This is a genomic window from Bradyrhizobium ingae, assembly GCF_055791185.1.
The window spans coordinates 40,224-57,873 of record NZ_JBVUBB010000007.1 but is presented as its reverse complement, the minus strand read 5'-3'; the positions used below and the strand labels follow the sequence as shown (position 1 = coordinate 57,873).

At 63.8% G+C, this 17,650-nt stretch carries 18 protein-coding genes; 13 read left to right on the top strand and 5 right to left on the bottom strand.

The features are described from left to right. Positions 1-59 precede the first annotated feature (59 nt). The 4 genes from ACV1FX_RS13010 to fixL all read right to left on the bottom strand — a co-directional run bounded on the left by ACV1FX_RS13010 (position 60) and on the right by fixL (position 3,486). Positions 60-752 carry a helix-turn-helix domain-containing protein gene (locus ACV1FX_RS13010; RefSeq protein ID WP_473118188.1) on the bottom strand — a complete coding sequence of 231 codons (693 nt, stop codon included), beginning with the start codon at positions 750-752 and terminating at the stop codon, positions 60-62. A gap of 111 nt (positions 753-863) precedes the next feature. After that, the gene (locus ACV1FX_RS13005; protein WP_473117956.1) at positions 864-1,250 is read right to left on the bottom strand and encodes a response regulator; all 387 of its coding nucleotides are present in this window, start codon (positions 1,248-1,250) and stop codon (positions 864-866) included. 97 nt (positions 1,251-1,347) lie between these two features. Continuing rightward, on the bottom strand, positions 1,348-1,965 hold the full coding sequence (gene fixJ, locus ACV1FX_RS13000) for a response regulator FixJ (RefSeq protein ID WP_473117955.1): 618 nt from the start codon (positions 1,963-1,965) through the stop codon (positions 1,348-1,350). A gap of 3 nt (positions 1,966-1,968) precedes the next feature. Further along, complete coding sequence (gene fixL, locus ACV1FX_RS12995; protein ID WP_473117954.1) at positions 1,969-3,486, bottom strand: sensor protein FixL; 1,518 nt, start codon at positions 3,484-3,486, stop codon at positions 1,969-1,971. A gap of 216 nt (positions 3,487-3,702) precedes the next feature. Between fixL and ACV1FX_RS12990 the strand changes: the two genes are divergently transcribed. The 11 genes from ACV1FX_RS12990 to ACV1FX_RS12940 all read left to right on the top strand — a co-directional run bounded on the left by ACV1FX_RS12990 (position 3,703) and on the right by ACV1FX_RS12940 (position 14,135). Further along, on the top strand, positions 3,703-4,536 hold the full coding sequence (locus ACV1FX_RS12990) for a universal stress protein (RefSeq protein ID WP_473117953.1): 834 nt from the start codon (positions 3,703-3,705) through the stop codon (positions 4,534-4,536). 34 nt (positions 4,537-4,570) lie between these two features. Then, positions 4,571-4,996, top strand: coding sequence for a CBS domain-containing protein (locus ACV1FX_RS12985; RefSeq protein ID WP_473117952.1), 426 nt, complete (start codon positions 4,571-4,573; stop codon positions 4,994-4,996). A 213-nt stretch (positions 4,997-5,209) separates the two neighbouring features. After that, positions 5,210-6,859, top strand: a complete 1,650-nt coding sequence (gene ccoN / locus ACV1FX_RS12980; RefSeq protein WP_473117951.1) for a cytochrome-c oxidase, cbb3-type subunit I — start codon at positions 5,210-5,212, stop codon at positions 6,857-6,859. Positions 6,860-6,870: 11 nt separating this feature from the next. After that, positions 6,871-7,605: a cytochrome-c oxidase, cbb3-type subunit II gene (ccoO, locus tag ACV1FX_RS12975; protein WP_473117950.1), complete on the top strand. Its 735-nt coding sequence runs from the start codon at positions 6,871-6,873 to the stop codon at positions 7,603-7,605. Positions 7,606-7,618: 13 nt separating this feature from the next. After that, positions 7,619-7,783, top strand: coding sequence for a cbb3-type cytochrome oxidase subunit 3 (locus ACV1FX_RS12970; protein WP_283036562.1), 165 nt, complete (start codon positions 7,619-7,621; stop codon positions 7,781-7,783). A gap of 6 nt (positions 7,784-7,789) precedes the next feature. Then, positions 7,790-8,662: a cytochrome-c oxidase, cbb3-type subunit III gene (ccoP, locus tag ACV1FX_RS12965; RefSeq protein ID WP_473117949.1), complete on the top strand. Its 873-nt coding sequence runs from the start codon at positions 7,790-7,792 to the stop codon at positions 8,660-8,662. Between the two features lie 111 nt (positions 8,663-8,773). After that, a complete protein-coding gene (gene ccoG / locus ACV1FX_RS12960; RefSeq protein WP_473117948.1) occupies positions 8,774-10,243 on the top strand; it encodes a cytochrome c oxidase accessory protein CcoG in 1,470 nt (489 codons plus the stop codon). Between the two features lie 22 nt (positions 10,244-10,265). Continuing rightward, positions 10,266-10,760 (top strand): FixH family protein, encoded by a 495-nt coding sequence (locus ACV1FX_RS12955; protein WP_473117947.1) that lies wholly within the window; start codon positions 10,266-10,268, stop codon positions 10,758-10,760. An 11-nt stretch (positions 10,761-10,771) separates the two neighbouring features. Then, positions 10,772-12,976 carry a cation-translocating P-type ATPase gene (locus ACV1FX_RS12950; protein ID WP_473117946.1) on the top strand — a complete coding sequence of 735 codons (2,205 nt, stop codon included), beginning with the start codon at positions 10,772-10,774 and terminating at the stop codon, positions 12,974-12,976. Continuing rightward, a complete protein-coding gene (ccoS, locus tag ACV1FX_RS12945; RefSeq protein ID WP_473117945.1) occupies positions 12,964-13,146 on the top strand; it encodes a cbb3-type cytochrome oxidase assembly protein CcoS in 183 nt (60 codons plus the stop codon). The genes ACV1FX_RS12950 and ccoS overlap by 13 nt, the downstream gene beginning before the upstream one ends. A 50-nt stretch (positions 13,147-13,196) precedes the next feature. Further along, entirely contained in the window at positions 13,197-14,135 is a 939-nt protein-coding gene (locus ACV1FX_RS12940) for an oxygenase MpaB family protein (protein WP_473117944.1), read from the top strand. A gap of 6 nt (positions 14,136-14,141) precedes the next feature. Here the strand turns inward: ACV1FX_RS12940 and glgA are convergent, their stop codons facing one another. Then, positions 14,142-15,557, bottom strand: a complete 1,416-nt coding sequence (gene glgA, locus ACV1FX_RS12935; RefSeq protein WP_473117943.1) for a glycogen synthase GlgA — start codon at positions 15,555-15,557, stop codon at positions 14,142-14,144. A 195-nt stretch (positions 15,558-15,752) separates the two neighbouring features. On the opposite strand from glgA, the gene ACV1FX_RS12930 reads away from it, so the two are divergent. Next, a complete protein-coding gene (locus tag ACV1FX_RS12930) occupies positions 15,753-15,902 on the top strand; it encodes a hypothetical protein (protein WP_473117942.1) in 150 nt (49 codons plus the stop codon). Positions 15,903-16,103: 201 nt separating this feature from the next. Then, positions 16,104-17,648, top strand: coding sequence for an ABC transporter substrate-binding protein (locus ACV1FX_RS12925; RefSeq protein WP_473117941.1), 1,545 nt, complete (start codon positions 16,104-16,106; stop codon positions 17,646-17,648). Positions 17,649-17,650 lie beyond the last annotated feature (2 nt).

The following is a 17,650-nucleotide window of genomic DNA, read 5'->3' as shown; positions in this document are numbered from 1 at the left end:
AAACGGCCGGCCGAAACGGATTCGGCCGGCCAGTTGGGAAGATGGCAGCGAGGAAGAACTCAGGCGTCGAGATTGTGCAGACGCTGGCGGTTGCGCAGCACGATCTGGCGGGCACCGGAGAAGCCCAGAATGCCCTGGGAATGGAGCTGCGACAGCGCACGCGACACCGTCTCCAGCGTCAGGCCAAGATAGTCGCCGATGTCGCGTCGGCACATCGGTAGCGCCATCATTCCGGCGACCGCGAGGCGGCGGTCCATTTCGAGCAGGAAGGTCGCAACCCGCTCCATTGCGGTCTTGCGGCCGAGCAGCAGCATGTGATCCTCGGCGTGGCGCAGCTCGCCCGCGGTCATCGCCCAGAGCTTGCGCGCGACCTGCACGTCGGTGCCGGCGGCCTTCTCAAGGCTGGAACGCTTCACGAGGCGCACGCTGGTGTCGATGATGGCTTCGGCGGCGAGCCGATGGGTGGCGCCGGATTCCAGGCCGAACATGTCGCCGGGGAGATGGAAGGCGCCGATCTGGCGGCGGCCGTCGGAAAGGAGCTTGTAGCTGCGTACCGCACCGGAGACGACTTGGTAGACGTATTCAGCCGGCTCGTCCTCGCCGTAGATCTCCTCATCCTTGCGGTAGGAGAACTCGGTGGCGACAAGACCGACATGGCCGGTGATGGCGCCGAACTGATCGGAGACGGGATGGGCGGCGGCAGGGGCGATCTTGCTGCCGTGAACCTGGGTGTTGAGCGACTGGGTGAGCATGTTGGCCATCTCCATTTCAGATGGCACATGGTTACAGCGGGTTGCGAGGCGCGAAAATTTCGAGCGATATCTTAAGGAGGTGTACCTACGTAGAGTCCCGTAGGTCGGCCGTCAGCTCTTGGGCCTGCGCTGGATGGCGCCGCGGATGCGCTTGATGAGATTCTCGTCGAGAAGCGGCTTCAAGACCACATCCTTGATCCCGACGGCGGCAGCCCGTGTCGAGATATTCTCGTCCGGATATCCTGTGATCAGGATCACGGGCGTGTCGCCCTCCGACTTGCGCAGGCGCCTGGCGAGCTCGACGCCGTTGATATCGGGCATCTTGTAGTCGATCACGTAGCAGTCCGCGCCTGGGGAGTGGGGGGCATTGAGCAAAGCCGTGGCACTCCTGAAGGTCCGCACCGCAAAGCCGTCGGTTTCCAGCAGGAATCGCAGTGATCCCAGGACGGCGTCGTCGTCGTCGACCACGTAAACGGTAGGCTTGAGTGGGGACGACATCGGATCCCGCCTATGGCGTAAGCTGATCTCGGTCATGGGAGCTTTGCTAGCACGTGGCGAGGGGAGGGCATTGACCTGCCTCAATTTAGGATCAGCCTCAGTCCTTCAGTACGCCCGCCCGCATCGCCAGCCGCACCAGCTCCGACAGGCTGCCCGCCTGCATCTTGGTCATGACGTTCGCCCGATACACTTCGATGGTGCGCGGGCTGATATCGTATTCGCGCGCAATCAGCTTGTTCGAGAGGCCCGCGATCAACCCCTCCATGACCTGGTGCTCACGCGGGCTGAGGGAAGCAACACGCGCGGCAATGTCCTGCACGATCGCCTCGCTCTTGGCAGCGGGCTCAGCCTGGTGGATAGCGGCTTCGATCATCGCGGTCAGGCGATCGTCGTCGAACGGCTTTTCGAGGAAATCGACAGCGCCAAGCTTCATGGCTTCGACCGCCAGCGGAACGTCGCCGTGACCGGTCATGATCAGGATCGGGAACGGGCTTTGCGTGATCTTCATGCGCTTCAGGAGCTCGATCCCGTCGAGCCCGGGCATGCGCACGTCGGAGACCACGCAGCCGAAGGAGAGGCCCGGCAGCGCATCGAGGAAGGTTTGCGCCGTCTCGAACAAGTGGACACTGAAGCCAGACGAATCCAGCAGGAAGTTCAGCGAATCCCGCATCGCCTCGTCGTCGTCGATGACGTAGACATGTCCTTTGGTAGTCATGGCTCAGTTCTCGTCGGCTGCCGGCAAGGTGAAACGAAACGTTGCGCCGCCTGATGCGTTGCTCGCGGCCCACATGCGGCCGCCGTGAGCTTCGATGATCGAGCGGCTGATGGAAAGTCCCACGCCCATACCGGTCTCCTTCGTCGTGAAGAAGGTCTGGAACAGGTTCGGTATCACGTCGTCGTGGAAGCCCGATCCCGTGTCGGAAACCTCGACTTCGATCATGTCGTCGATCACCTCGGTGTTTGTGATGACGAGCTCGCGTCGTGGTGACTGCGCCATGGCTTCCAGCGCGTTGCGGAACAAATTGACCAGCACCTGCTGGATCTGGACGCGGTCGGCCAGGACGAGGTCGGCCTCCGGATTGAGGTTGAAGCGGAGCTGAACGTTCTGCTCGCGCGCGCCGGCAAGGCCGAGGGCGCCGGCTTCCTCGATCAGCTTGGAGAGGCTTTCCACCCGCTTCTCGGATTCGCCACGCGAGACGAAGTCGCGCAGGCGGCGGATGATCTGGCCGGCGCGCAACGCCTGCTCGGCGGCGCGGTCCATCGCGCTCTCGATCTTTTCGATGTTCGGATCGCTGCTGCCCGCCAGCAGCCGGCGCGAACCCTTCATATAATTGCTGATCGCCGCCAGCGGCTGATTGAGCTCGTGTGCGAGCGCCGAGGCCATTTCGCCCATGGCGCTCAGGCGCGAGACATGGACGAGTTCGGACTGCAACTCCTGTAGCCGCGCCTGGGTCTTCTGGTGCTCGGTCATGTCGCGGACGAAGCCGGTGAAATAGGGCTCCCCTCCGGACTGCATCTCGCCGATCGACAGGTGCATCGGAAACGTCGTGCCGTCGCGCCGCTTGCCGGTGACGATGCGGCCGATGCCGATGATGTGAGGGTCGCGCGTGGTGCGATAGCGGGAGATGTAGCCGTCGTGGCGGGAGCGGTCCGGCTCGGGCATCAGAATGCTGACGTTCTGGCCGATTGCCTCATGCTCCAAATAACCGAACAGGCGCTCGGCGGCCGTGCTGAACAGCTGGATGATGCCATGGCCGTCGATGACGATCATCGCGTCCGGAATCGTATGCAGGATCGAGCGGAGGTGCGTCTCGCGCGTGCGCAGCGCCTCCTCGACCTGCTTCTCCTCGTCGATGTCGAGGAATATCCCGCTGAGATGGCGTGCGCTGCCGGCTTCGTCCCGGATCAGGCCGGCGCGGGCCCGGATCCATTGCCCTCTGCCGGAACTGGCGGAAATCCGGAACGACACGTCGAACCCGCCGCCGCGCTCGGCGACGCGCCTGATTGCAGCTTCGACGCGCTCGCGGTCTCTCGGCTCGAGGCGCGACAGGAAGAGCTCGTAGGTGACGGGCTGGTCGCGGGCGACGCCGAACATGGCCCCGGCGGCGTCCGACCACTCGAATTCCTGCGTCTTGAGGTCGAGGTCCCAGGTGCCGACGCCGAATCCCTCGATCCGGACCCGGAAATGTTCGCCGCGACCGTCATCTGCCGGATGAGTTACGCGGGTCGGGCTCAATTTGCTTCCATCCTTGCGTCGTGGGTCCGGGGCGCGGTTCCGCGACCGCAATTTCGCGCATGGCCGCCCCGGAGGCAAGTTCGGCGATCGGCTACCACGCGATGGCGCGAGCGGTCCAGCCACGGTCCGGAGCTCTTGCCGGCTTGATCTATCTCATCCCGTTCCCTCCGTGGCTCGCCTAGCATAGCCAGCATCCGCAGGTTCGGGAGGCACGGAATGACATACGCGACCGTCATGGTCAGCCTGGCGCTTGGTGAGCCCAATGAGGCGAGGCTTCAGGTCGCGGGCGAGCTCGCGGAGCGTTTCGAGGCGGCGATCGTCGGAGTTGCTGCGGCGCAGTTCGCGCCGCCCCTCTATTTCACCGAAGGTGCGGAAGCCCAGCGTCTGATCGACCGCGGCGAGGCCTCGGTTCGGCAGCGCCTTGCGGAGCTGGAGGATCAATTCCGTGCCGCGACCAGGAATCGCGGTGGGCACGTCGAGTGGCGCGGCGCGGTCGATTTCCCGGCGCGTTATGCGCTGCAGCAGGCGCGCTGCGCCGACATCGTCGTCAGCGGCGGGCAAAGCCCGGCCTTCTCGGATGCGTTCTCGCTCGCCAGCCCCAGGGATCTGGTGATGCAGGCTGGCCGACCGCTGCTGGTCGTGCCTGACGGCATCGACTGGCTCGATCTGCGCAGCGTGTTGGTGGCCTGGAAGGATGGGCCGGAGGCGCGGCGGGCAGTGGTCGATTCACTGCCGCTGCTGCGCAAGGCGAGGGAGATCACGATCGTCGCGATCCCCGAGTCGGATGACGATCGCCCAGCGGTGCTGGCCTCCGTCACCGATGTCGTCGCCTGGCTCGCCCGTCATGGCGTCACGGCAACCGCCCGAGTTTCGGAAGCCGGCCGGAACGAAAGTGCGGCTGACCATTTGGGGAAGGTGGCCGCAGACGTCGGAGCCGGCCTGATCGTGGCCGGCGCCTACGGCCATTCGCGGTTCCGCGAATTGGTCCTCGGCGGCGTCACGCAATATCTGCTCACCCAGTCAGCCCGCTGCGTGCTGCTGTCGCACTGACGTCGGTTGACTGAAAGACCAATGAGGACGCGCCGTGTATAGATTCCTTGAACAGACCACCGACGGCTACATGACGCGCAACGTCAAGACCGTGGTGCGCGACCTCGACATGCTCGAGCTCAGCGAGATGTTCGAGCGCGACGACTTCAACGGCTATCCGGTCGAAGAGGACGGGCAGGTCGTCGGCATCGTCACCAAGTTCGACATCCTGAAATGCTTCGCCCTCTCGCCGAGCCAGATGGTCCCGCGCTATCTGGACCTGATGAATCGCAAGGTCGGCGACGTCATGACGCCGGAGTTCATCTACGTCCGACCGGACACGCGCCTGACCCGCGTGCTTCAGCTCATGGTCGAGCACCGGATCCGCAGCATCATCGTGCTCGACGGTGCGCAAAAGCTCGTCGGCATCATCGCGCGGGAGGACGTCATCACCGCGCTCAAGGCGACCTCGCGCGACTAGCTGATCGGCTGTCTCATTTCTGCGACAGACCCGCTCCGCGATTTTCCAGGGGCGCGGTCAGTGGCGCGTGGGCAAAACCGCGTAAGCGTCTGATATTGCTTCCCGATGTCCTGTCGATCGGGGCCGGCGGAAATCCGATTATCTTGATTTCAATCAATTCCCCGCGAGCGTGAATGTGGTTTCTGGCTGCGTGTTCTTTGAGAGAGAATCCGCATGAGCCAGCCCTCAATTTCCAAATCCATGACCATCGGTGAAAGCGGCCTGGCGGCGGTGTTCGCAGTCACCGCCTTCCTCTGCGTGGTCGCGGCAGCCAAGGCGATCGATGCGCCCTTCGCCTTCCATGCCTCGCTGAGCGCTGCGGCGAGCATCGCGGCTGTCTTCGTCATCCTCAATCGCTACTTCGAGCGCCCTGCGGAGCTGCCGCCCGAGGAAATCAACGGCCGGCCCAACTACAATATGGGGCCGATCAAGTTCTCCGCCTTCATGTCGATGTTCTGGGGCATCGCGGGCTTCCTGGTCGGCCTGATCATCGCCTCGCAGCTCGCCTGGCCCGCGCTCAACTTCGATCTGCCCTGGATGAGTTTTGGCCGCCTGCGTCCACTGCACACATCGGCAGTGATCTTCGCCTTCGGCGGCAACGTGCTGATCGCTTCCTCGTTCTACGTCGTGCAGAAGTCATGCCGCGCGCGCCTCGCCGGCGATCTCGCGCCGTGGTTCGTCGTCGTCGGCTACAACTTCTTCATCCTCGTCGCCGGCACCGGCTATCTGCTCGGCGTCACCCAGTCGAAGGAATATGCCGAGCCGGAATGGTATGCGGACCTCTGGCTGACCATTGTGTGGGTGACCTATCTGCTCGTCTTCCTCGTCACGGTGATCAAGCGCAAGGAACCGCATATCTTCGTAGCGAACTGGTTCTACCTTGCATTCATCGTGACGATCGCCGTCCTGCATCTCGGCAACAATCCTGCGCTGCCGGTATCGGTGTTCGGATCCAAGTCCTACGTCGCCTGGGCCGGCGTCCAGGACGCGATGTTCCAGTGGTGGTACGGCCATAACGCGGTCGGCTTCTTCCTGACCGCCGGCTTCCTCGCCATCATGTACTACTTCATCCCCAAGCGCGCCGATCGACCGATCTATTCCTACCGGCTGTCGATCATCCACTTCTGGTCGCTGATCTTCCTCTACATCTGGGCCGGCCCGCACCATCTGCATTACACGGCGCTGCCGGACTGGACGCAGACGCTCGGCATGACTTTCTCGGTCATGCTGTGGATGCCGTCCTGGGGCGGCATGATCAACGGCCTGATGACACTGTCGGGTGCCTGGGACAAGCTGCGCACCGACCCCGTGCTGCGCATGCTGGTGGTTTCCGTCGCCTTCTACGGCATGTCGACCTTCGAAGGTCCGATGATGTCGATCAAGGTCGTCAACTCGCTCAGCCACTACACCGACTGGACCATCGGCCACGTGCATTCCGGCGCGCTCGGCTGGGTCGGCTTCGTCTCCTTCGGTGCGCTGTATTGCCTGGTGCCGTGGGCGTGGAATCGGAAGGGGCTCTACAGCCTCAAGCTCGTCAACTGGCACTTCTGGATCGCAACCCTCGGCATCGTCCTCTACATCTCGGCGATGTGGGTGTCCGGCATCCTGCAAGGCCTGATGTGGCGCGCCTACACCTCGCTGGGCTTCCTCGAATATTCCTTCATCGAGACCGTGGAGGCGATGCATCCCTTCTACGTCATCCGCGCCGCCGGCGGCGCGCTGTTCCTGATCGGCGCACTGATCATGGCCTACAATCTCTGGATGACCGTGCGTGCCGGCGAGGCGGAAGTCACCTCGCCCATCGCTCTTCAGCCGGCGGAATGAGGAGCTCGACAATGTCTTTCTGGAATCGCCACAAAATATTCGAAAAGAACTCGATCGTCCTGATCGTCGGCATCCTGCTGGTGATCTCGATCGGCGGTCTCGTCGAGATCGCGCCGCTGTTCTACCTCAAGAGCACGATCGAGGTGGTCGACGGCGTGCGGCCCTATACGCCGCTCGAGCTCGCCGGCCGCAACATCTACGTCCGCGAGGGCTGCTATCTCTGCCACTCGCAGATGATCCGTCCCTTGCGCGACGAGGTCGAACGCTATGGACACTTCTCGCTCGCCGCCGAGAGCATGTACGATCACCCGTTCCAGTGGGGCTCCAAGCGCACCGGCCCCGATCTTGCCCGCGTCGGCGCCAAATATTCCGACGACTGGCACGTGACCCATCTGACCAACCCGCGCGCGATCGTGCCGCAGTCGGTGATGCCGGGCTACCCGTTCCTGGCCGAAAACGAGGTCGATCCGACAACGATCGCCGATCACATGCGCACGTTGCGCGCCGTCGGTGTTCCCTACAGCGACGACCAGATCGCCAACGCGGCCGCCGACCTGAAGGCACAGGCCGATCCGGACAATGCCGGCAGCGATGCCTTCGCCAAGCGCTATGCCAAGGCGGTGGTGCGCAACTTCGATGGCAAGCCGGGCACCCCGACCGAGATGGACGCGCTGATCGCCTATTTGCAGATGCTCGGCACGCTCGTCGACTTCAAGCTCTACAACGAGAAAGCCAATCTCCGCTGAGAAGGCACGAACGATGAAAGCAATTCTGACAGTCCATAACCTCGCCTCCGATCTCGTGACGACGATCTGGACGCCGGCCTTCGTCGCGATCTTCCTCGCGATCGTCGCCTACGCATTCTGGCCGCGCAACAAGGCCGCTTTCGACGAAGCGGCGCGGCTGCCGTTGCGCGAGGAGTAAGGGATCATGACCGACCACGGTGAATTCGACAGTGTCTCCGGGAAGACCACGACCGGACACGAATGGGATGGCATCAAGGAGCTGAACACGCCGCTGCCCCGCTGGTGGCTGGTGACGTTCTACCTCACCATCGTCTGGGCGATCGGCTACTGGATCGTCTATCCGGCCTGGCCGCTGATCTCGAGCAACACCACCGGTCTGTTCGGCTATTCGACGCGCGCCAGCCTCGCGGTGGAACTCGCGAACCTCGAGGCGGCCCGGGGCGAGAAGATGGCGGCGCTCGCTGCGGCCCCGCTTGCCGATATCGAGAAGGATCCGGCCTTGCTTGCCCTGGCGCGCGCCAAGGGCCGCGTCGTGTTCGGCGACAATTGCGCGCCATGCCATGGCAGCGGCGCTGCGGGCGCGAAGGGGTTCCCGAACCTCAACGACGATGACTGGCTGTGGGGCGGCACGCTCGAGCAGATCATGCAGACCATCCAGTATGGTGCGCGGTCCGGTCACGCCAAGACCCATGAGGGCCAGATGCTCGCCTTCGGCAAGGACGGGGTGCTGAAGCCCGACGAGATCGTCACGGTCGCCAACTACGTCCGCTCGCTGTCGGGCCTGCCGACCCGGCAGGGCTTTGACGCCGCCAAGGGCGAAAAGATATTCACTGAGAATTGCGTCGCCTGTCACGGCGAGGGCGGCAAGGGCAATCAGGAGATGGGCGCGCCCAATTTGACCGACAAGATCTGGCTCTACGGCTCGGATGAGGCGACCCTGATCGAGACCATCAGCCAGGGCCGCTCCGGTGTCATGCCGGCGTGGGAGGGACGGCTTGATCCCGCCACCCTCAAGGCGATGGCGGTCTACGTCCACTCGCTCGGCGGCGGAAAATAGTTGAACAGAGATCGACGGGGCCGCGAAAAGCGCGCCCCCGTTTGAGCTGGATCAACTGGCGGGTCGGCGTTCAGCTTAGGTTCGATCGTACCTTGCAAGATGTAGCCAGCGATGAATAACGCCGTGAACGCTAACGAGCTTACTTCCGACGACGACGACTACGGGCCGCTCTACGCGTCTCGCAAGAAAGTGTACCCCCAGAGCGTCTCGGGCACGTTCCGCCGCATCAAATGGGGGCTGATGGCATTCTGCCTCGGCATCTACTACCTCCTGCCCTTCGTGCGCTGGAACCGTGGTCTGGGCGCCCCCAGCCAGGCGGTCCTGATCGATCTGCCCAACAGCCGCTTCTATTTCTTCTTCATCGAGCTGTGGCCGCAGGAGGTCTACTATTTCACCGGCCTTCTGATCGTCGCCGCGGTGGCGCTGTTCCTGATGAACTCCATCGGCGGCCGCTTGTGGTGTGGCTATCTCTGTCCGCAAACGGTTTGGACCGATCTCTTCTACGCGGTCGAGCGTCTGATCGAAGGCGACCGGCGCGAGCGCATGAAGAAGGACAAGTCATCTGACCCGATGAAGCTCGAGCGGATATCCGAGATCGTCCTCAAGCATTCGATCTGGCTCCTGATCGCCTGGTGGACCGGCGGCGCCTGGGTGCTTTATTTCAACGATGCGCCAACGCTGGTGAAGCAGCTCGTCACGTTTCAGGCGCCGATGATCGCCTATATCTGGATCTGCATCCTCACCGCGACGACCTACGTGCTTGCCGGCTTCATGCGCGAGCAAGTCTGCACGTATATGTGCCCATGGCCGCGCATCCAGGCCGCGCTTACCGACGAATGGGCGCTCAACGTCACCTACCGCTACGATCGCGGCGAGAAGCGCACGTCGGTCAAGAAGGCCGCCGAGCTGCGCGCGCTCGGCGAGCAGGTCGGCGACTGCGTCGACTGCTACCAGTGCGTCGCGGTCTGCCCGACCGGCATCGACATCCGCAACGGGCCGCAGCTCGAATGCATCCAGTGCGGCCTGTGCATCGACGCCTGCGACAACGTGATGAAGAAGATCGGCCGGCCAACCCGTCTGATCGCCTATGACAACGACATCAACATCCAGCGCCGCCAGGAAGGCAAGTCGCCGATCTATCGCTTCGTGCGGCCCCGCACCATCATCTACAGTGCGATCATCGCGGCCGTCGGCGGCATCATGCTCTATGCGCTGCTGACCCGCAGCCTGCTGGACGTCAACGTGCTGCACGACCGCAACCCCGTTGCGGTCAGGCTCAGCGATGGCTCGATCCGCAACGCCTACACGGTCCGGCTGCTCAACAAGCGCGGTTTCGACCGCGTCGTCGCCATCGACGTCGACGGTCCCGTGGATGCGACGGTCCATGTCGTCGGCGTTGATTCCGCGACGCCGGACCGGCCGACGATCGTGATCGGCCGGGACCAGACCGCGGAATTGCGGCTGCTCGTGACGGCGCCGGCCGAGAAAAATCCGGAGAAATCGATCCCGGTGCATTTCCACGTCACCGATATCGGGCTCGGCGAGGTCGCCTCCGCCACCGACAATTTCGTCGCGCCCTGAAAAGCATCGTTTGGAGTTCGCCATGGCATCCGCCGCACCGAAGCCACTGACCGGCACCACGGTCTTCGTCATCCTGGTCGCGTTCTTCGGCGTCGTGATCGGCGTCAACGTCACCATGATGAAGCTTGCAATCGCGACGCTTCCGGGCACCGACGTCGACAGTCCCTATGCCGCCGGTCTCTCCTACGAGAAGGAGATTGCGGCGGCGCGGGGACAGGCGGAGCGGAATTGGCGGGTCGACGCGAAGATCCAGCGCAGCGCCGATGGCGGCGCGACGGTGCGGATCGAGGCCCGCGACGCTGCCGGCCGGCCGGTCACCGGCCTGAAATTCTCCGGCCGGCTGGAACGACCGGCCGACAAGCGCGCCGATCTCTCCCTCGAGCTCGCCGAGATCGGCATCGGGGTCTATGGCGGCAACGCGGCGGCGGTCGCGCCCGGCCAGTGGGATCTCGTGCTCGAGGGCGATGCGCGCAGCGAGCGCATGTTCATGTCGCGCAATCGCGTGATCCTGAACTGATGGGATTAGTCATGCAGATCTCGCGCGATTTCTCCCATTATGTTCGTGCTGCAGGTGAGGGGCTGCAGCACATCGATCTCGCCGTCGAAGGCGTGCACTGTGCCGGCTGCATGGCGAAGATCGAGCGAGGTCTGTCCGCCATTCCCGATGTGACGCTGGCGCGGGTGAATCTCACCGACCGCCGCGTCGCGCTGGAATGGAAGAAGGGCACGCTCAACCCTGCGCGCTTCATCGATCGGCTCGAAGAGCTCGGCTACAAGGCGTATCCTTACGAGAAGGCAAGCGCGGAGGAGACTGAAGTCGCGGAGTCGCGCTTCCTGCTTCGTTGCCTCGGCGTTGCGGCGTTCGCCACCATGAACGTGATGATGCTGTCGATTCCTGTGTGGTCCGGCAATGTCAGCGACATGCTGCCCGAGCAGCGCGATTTCTTCCACTGGCTGTCGGCGCTGATCGCGCTGCCGGCCGCAGCCTATGCCGGCCAGCCGTTCTTCCGCTCGGCCTGGCGCGCGCTGTCGGCGAAGACCACCAACATGGACGTCCCGATTTCGATCGGGGTGATCCTCGCACTTGGCATGTCCGTGGTCGAGACGATCCACCACGCCGAGCATGCCTATTTCGACGCCGCAATCATGCTGCTGACGTTTCTTCTGGTCGGTCGCGTTCTCGACCAGAACATGCGGCGGCGGACGCGTGCGGTTGCCGGCAATCTGGCGGCGCTGAAGGCCGAGACTGCGGCAAAGTTCGTCGGTCCCGACGAGATCTCGCAGGTGCCGGTCGCCGCGATCAATCCGGGCGACATCGTGCTGCTGCGGCCCGGCGAACGCTGCGCCGTCGATGGCACCGTGATCGAGGGCCGTTCGGAGATCGACCAGAGCCTGATCACCGGCGAGACGCTCTATGTCACGGCCGACAAGGGCACGCCGGTCTATGCCGGCTCGATGAATATTTCCGGCAGCTTGCGGGTACGGGTCTCGGCGGCGTCGGAGGCAACGCTGCTTGCGGAGATCACGCGCCTGCTCGACAACGCGCTCCAGGCACGCTCGCGCTATCGGCGGCTCGCCGACCGGGCCTCGCGTCTCTATGCGCCGGTGGTACATGCGACTGCGCTGCTGACCATCCTCGGGTGGGTGCTGGCCGGCGCAAGCTGGCACGACGCGATCGTCACCGGCGTTGCCGTGCTGATCATCACCTGTCCCTGTGCGCTCGGACTTGCGATCCCGACGGTGCAGACGGTGGCCTCGGGCGCGATGTTCAAATCCGGCGTGCTGCTCAACGCCGGTGATGCGATCGAGCGGCTGGCGGAGGCCGATCACATCATCTTCGACAAGACCGGCACCTTGACGCTGCCAGATCTCGACGTGGTCAATGCGACGGCGATTCCGGCCGATGTCCTGGCGCTCGCCGGGCAGCTCGCGTTGTCGAGCCATCATCCCGTGGCGGCTGCGGTGGCGCAGGCCGCGCGCGCCAAATCGGCGATTGTCGGCGCCGTCGAGGAGGCCGGGCAGGGCGTGCGCGCGAGCATCGACGGCACCGAGATCCGTCTTGGCCGGCCGTCTTTCTGCGGTGCAGAAGAACTCTTGAACAGCGGAACCGATTTCGACCCGGAAGCGTCCGTCGTCGCTTTCAGCAGGGGCCCCGAAAAATTCCTCTTCACGGTACGGCAGGCCCTGCGCCCGGACGCGGCCGCGGTGATCGAGGCCCTGAAGGCGCGCAATCTCGGCATCGAAATCCTCTCAGGCGACCGCGAACCCGCGGTGAGGGCGGCGGCCGACGCGCTCGGCATTCCCGAGTGGCGCGCCGGCGTCACGCCGGCCGACAAGATCGCGCGGATCGAGGAGCTGAAGCGGCGCGGCGCGCGCGTGCTGATGGTCGGCGATGGCATGAACGATGCGCCCGCGCTTGCGGCGGCCCACGTCTCGATGTCGCCGATCTCGGCCGCGCATCTCAGCCAGGCGACCGCCGACCTCGTCTTCCTCGGCAAGCCGCTGGCACCGGTCGTGACGGCCGTCGATCATGCCCGCAAGGCGTTGCACCTGATGCGGCAAAATCTCTGGCTTGCGATCGGCTACAACGTCCTGGCGGTGCCGATTGCCATCAGCGGAGTCGTGACGCCGTTGATCGCCGCGGCCGCAATGAGCGGTTCGTCGATCCTGGTCATGCTGAACGCGTTGCGCGCGCGCAGCGCCTCACGGGAGACCACATCATGGAAGTCCTGATCATCCTTGTTCCCCTGGCGCTGGGGCTGGGGCTGATAGGCCTCGCCGCGTTCCTCTGGTCGCTCAAGAGCGGCCAGTATGACGATCTCGACGGCGCGGCCTGGCGTGCCATCGCCGACGATGATCCGCCGCAGGAGCCGCAGCCCGATTTGGCGAAGGTGAAGCGCTGACGACGTATCCGTGCTATCGTCACGATTTGACGTAAAGCGGATGTTGCAAATTGGTTTCAGAAAATGATCTGGGCGCCGCGCTCGATCGGGTGCGGGCCGCCGCCGCGGGGCCAGCCGCGGGTATTTTTGGACCGGCCTCACTGACCTGGCGAATCGACCGAGAATCCGTGATCTTTCTCGGAGCCGGCCGTGCGCTGCTGCTCCAACTGGCGCATCCGTGGGTCGCTGCCGCCATCGCCGAGCATTCCAGGACGCTCGCCGATCCGATCGGTCGCTTCCATCGAACCTTCGACGTCATGTTTACGATGGTATTCGGCTCGCTCGACCAGGCGCTGACGGCTTCCCGCAAGCTGCACCGGCGTCACGCCGCGATCGTTGGCCGCCTGCCCGATGCCGTCGGGTCGTTTGAAGCGAATTCGCACTACTGCGCCAATGAAGTCTCGGCGCTGCGTTGGGTTCACGCCACTCTCGTCGGAAGCGCGGTCATGGCGCACGATCTCGTATTTCCACCGCTCTCGGCCGACGAGCGCGAGCGATACTGGGCCGAATGCCGGCTTTTCGCAGCGATGTTCGGGCTGACCCCAGGCGACCTGCCGGCGGATTGGCAATCCTTTCTCGCCTACACTGAAGCTATGGCATGCTCGGATGTTTTGGCCGTCGGCCCCGCAGCGCGCGAGGTGGCCGGGCAAATTCTAGGGGGTGTCGGACGCCCCTGGTTGCGGCCGCCAAAGTGGTACCAGGCGCTGACGGCCCGGATGTTGCCGGAACAACTGGTTGCGGGTTTTGGGTTGGTTTGCAACGAAGCCGACGACAGGGCGGCGGACCGCGCGCTCAAGTGGATACGGCGCGTCTACCCCCGGCTGCCCGCTCGCCTGCGCTATGTCGGTCCGTACCAGGAAGCTCAAGCGCGACTGCGCGGGACGCTCCAGCCCGGCTGGATGACGCGATGTCTCAACAGGGCCTGGATCGGACGGTCTTCGATCGGATGACCCGCCTCAAGCCGACGCGATCTTGCGATAAAGCGCGCTGTAGCAGGCGGCGGATATATTCCAGCTGAACGACCGCGACATGGCGCTGCGGCGCATGGAGTCGAGACGGTCCTGGGCCATGAAGGTCGTGAAGGCCCGGCGAACCCCGCCGAGGAAGGACTCGTAGGACGGCTGCGTGAACAGGAAGCCGGTTTCGCCATCGGTGATGGTTTCCGCAAGCCCGCCGGTCTGGTGGCCGATCGGCAGCGAGCCGAAGCGCTGGGCGTACATTTGGCTGAGCCCGCAGGGCTCGAAGCGCGAGGGCATCAGGGTGAAATCGCTGCCGGCAAAGATGCGCCGCGCCTGCGCATCGTTGAAGCCGATGGCGACGCCGATCGCGTGCGGCCGCCTGCGATGCGCGTTGATCAGCGCCTGCTCGAGCGCCGGCTCGCCGGAGCCGGTGACGACGATCTGTCCGCCGGCATCGATGATCTCGTCGGCCGCCGACAGCACGAGGTCGATGCCTTTCTGATGCACGAGGCGTGCGACGATGCCGAACATCGGCCCGCGCGATACGGCGAGCCCGAACTGCTTGCGCACATAGTCCGCGTTGGCCCGCTTGCCGACCCAGTCGCCGGCGCCGAATTGCTGCGCGAGCTGGGCGCAATAGCGGGGGTCCCAGCTCTCGTCGATCCCGTTGAGGATGCCGGTGAGCTCGGCTGCCTCGGCGCGGACGCGCAACAGGCCCTCCAGGCCGCAACCGAATTCCGCCGTGGTGATCTCGCGCGCATAGGTGGCGCTCACGGTCGTCAGGTGCGAGGCATAGACGAGGCCGGCCTTCAGGAAGGACAATTGATCGTAGAACTCGACGCCGTCGATATGGAAGGAGCTCTCGGGTACGCCGATCCTCCGCAGCGCGTCTTTCGGAAAGAGACCCTGATAGGCGAGGTTGTGGATGGTCAGGATCGACGGCAGCGTCGCGCCGCGCCAGGCGAGGTAGGCGGGCACGAGCGAGGCCTGCCAGTCATTGGCATGGACAAGGTCTGCTGCCCAGTTCTTGTCCAGGTTGCCCGTCGCAAGCTCAGCGGCTGCTGATGCAAAGCGCGCAAAGCGGATGTCATTGTCGGGCCAGTCGTGCCCGCTTTCGTCACCATAGGGATTGCCGGGACGGTCGTAGAGCTGCGAGCACAGCAGCACGTAGACCGGCAGGCCGTCGCGCGTCGCGGCCCGGCCGAGCGTGCAGGCCGGCATCTCCGCGAACGCCGGACAGCGGCCAACGATCTGAATATGCGTGAGTTGTTCGATGATGTCGCGATAGCCGGGCAGCATGATCCGGATATCGGCGAAGGGGCGGAGCGCTCTCGGAAGGGCAGCAGAAACGGCACCAAGTCCGCCGACGCGGACAAAATCGTCCATCTCTGTCGTGATGAATAAGACCCTCAAGAACAGCTGCCCTCTTCCGAGCCCGCTTGCTGCTATGCAAGATCGGGTCCAGTTGCCCTCGGAATTCCAAGCCCACCCCTGGGAAGCTGCCGTTCGGTAAAGGCTTTCCTACCAGACCGCCGCCATCCAGCGTCGGCGCATCAACAAGCAAGAACCCGCACGGTTCCTAAGGGCATTCCGGGATTCCGCGCCGACATGGATGACGAGGTCATCGGGATCGAGACCGACGGCGGCAAGACGATGCGGACGCGAGTTGATGCTGATGCTCACGGTGATAGAGCCGTAGAGCTCACAGCTCGTGGTGAAGCCGCCGCTGTGTTCGACGTGGCAACCCGGCAGACCTAAGCGCACGCGTGAACTTTGCGCGGAGCGGGGCTCGGCGATGATGCGCTAATTCCGTGAGGCAAAACGGCTGCACAACAATAAGCACTGCGGCGTTTGATCCCGTGTGCGTTCCTCTTGCCGTGGCGAACGATTCTCGCCAATCTCGATTTGAAGTCATCAAGGATCTGGAACATACCGGACGAAAGACTTTGGGAGAAAACAATGACAAACGCACTTGCCGCGGCGCGCAGGCTCGCGCCGATTTTCCTTGTAACGGCATTTGTCATTGTTCCGCTGGTGAAGCCTGCGCACGCGCAAAAATCCGGCGGCAGCATCACGATGGGCCAGGAGCTCGATATTCCGGGCTTCGATCCGCTCAAGGTGGGCGTCTACGACACTTCGACCTTCACGGCTGCTGCGGCGATCTTCGACACGCTTACCACGCTCGACGACAAGGGCGAGGCGGCGCCCAAGCTCGCGGTGTCCTGGACGCATTCCGACGACTACAAAAGCTGGACGTTCAAATTGCGTGAAGGCGTGAAATTCCATGACGGCACGCCTTTCAATGCACAGGCCTTCAAGGAAAACTTTGACCGCCAGAAGGATCCGGCCAACAAGTGCCGCTGTGCCTTCTTCATCACCAATGTCCATGATGTGCAGGCACCCGACGAATACACCGTCGTCTACAATCTCACCGATCCGTCAGTGAATCTGCCGGCTGTGATCAGCATTCAAAGCCAGAACAATGTCGTGCATTCGCCGACCGCCTGGAAGACCAGGGGTGACGACTACAACCGCAATCCCGTCGGCACGGGTCCCTATATCCTGAAATCATGGACCGCGGGCGACCGCATGGTGCTGGAGAAGAACCCCAACTACTGGAACAAGGGCCATCCCTACCTCGATCGCATCATCCTGAAGCCGCTGCCGGATGCGCAGTCGCGGTTCGCTTCGCTGCAGTCGGGCGAAGCCGACATCATCTGGGACGACGAGTACGACGCCGACAACATCATGAAGGCGCAGAAAGACCCCGAGCTGACCGTACACACCTATAAGGGCTCGGGCGCGCAGGTCTCCGCCTTCAACACCAAGACCGCTCCCTTCGACGACGTCCGCGTGCGGCAGGCGCTGGTGATGGCGATCGACCGGCCGAAGATGTCGCAGGCGATCAGCAACGGCCTGAGCCGTCCGGCGAGCAACCCTTACGGCGACGGCTCCTGGGTGAAATGCAAGGATGACGGCGCGCTGCCTTTCGACGTCGAAAAGGCCAAGGCGCTGATCAAGGACTACGGTAAGCCCGTCGAGTTCAAGATGTTGGCCACGGCGACGCCGCGCGGTCGCATGATCGGCCAGGTGCTCCAGCAATTCTGGAAACGGGTCGGAGCCAATATGGAGATCGAACAGGTCGACCAGGCGACGATCCCACCGCGCGCCTTCATGCGCCAATTCCAGTTGACGCCATGGCGCATCGTCGACCTCGCCGATCCCGATCCGCAGATGTACGCAAATTTCCACAGCGGCAGCCCGCTGGCGCTTGCCGGTTTTGCCGATCCGGAGCTCGACCGGCTGCTCGATCATGCGCGCATCACCGCCGATACCGACAAGCGCATCGAGGACTATTGCGCGATCAGCCGCCTGATCAACAAGGAGGCGATCTGGTTCTGGACCTTCCAGAACACCTATTACGCGCTATCGAGCGCGAGGCTGAAAGGCTTTCCGAAAATCTATAACGGCGTGATCGACGTTTCGGACACCTGGCTGGACTGAGC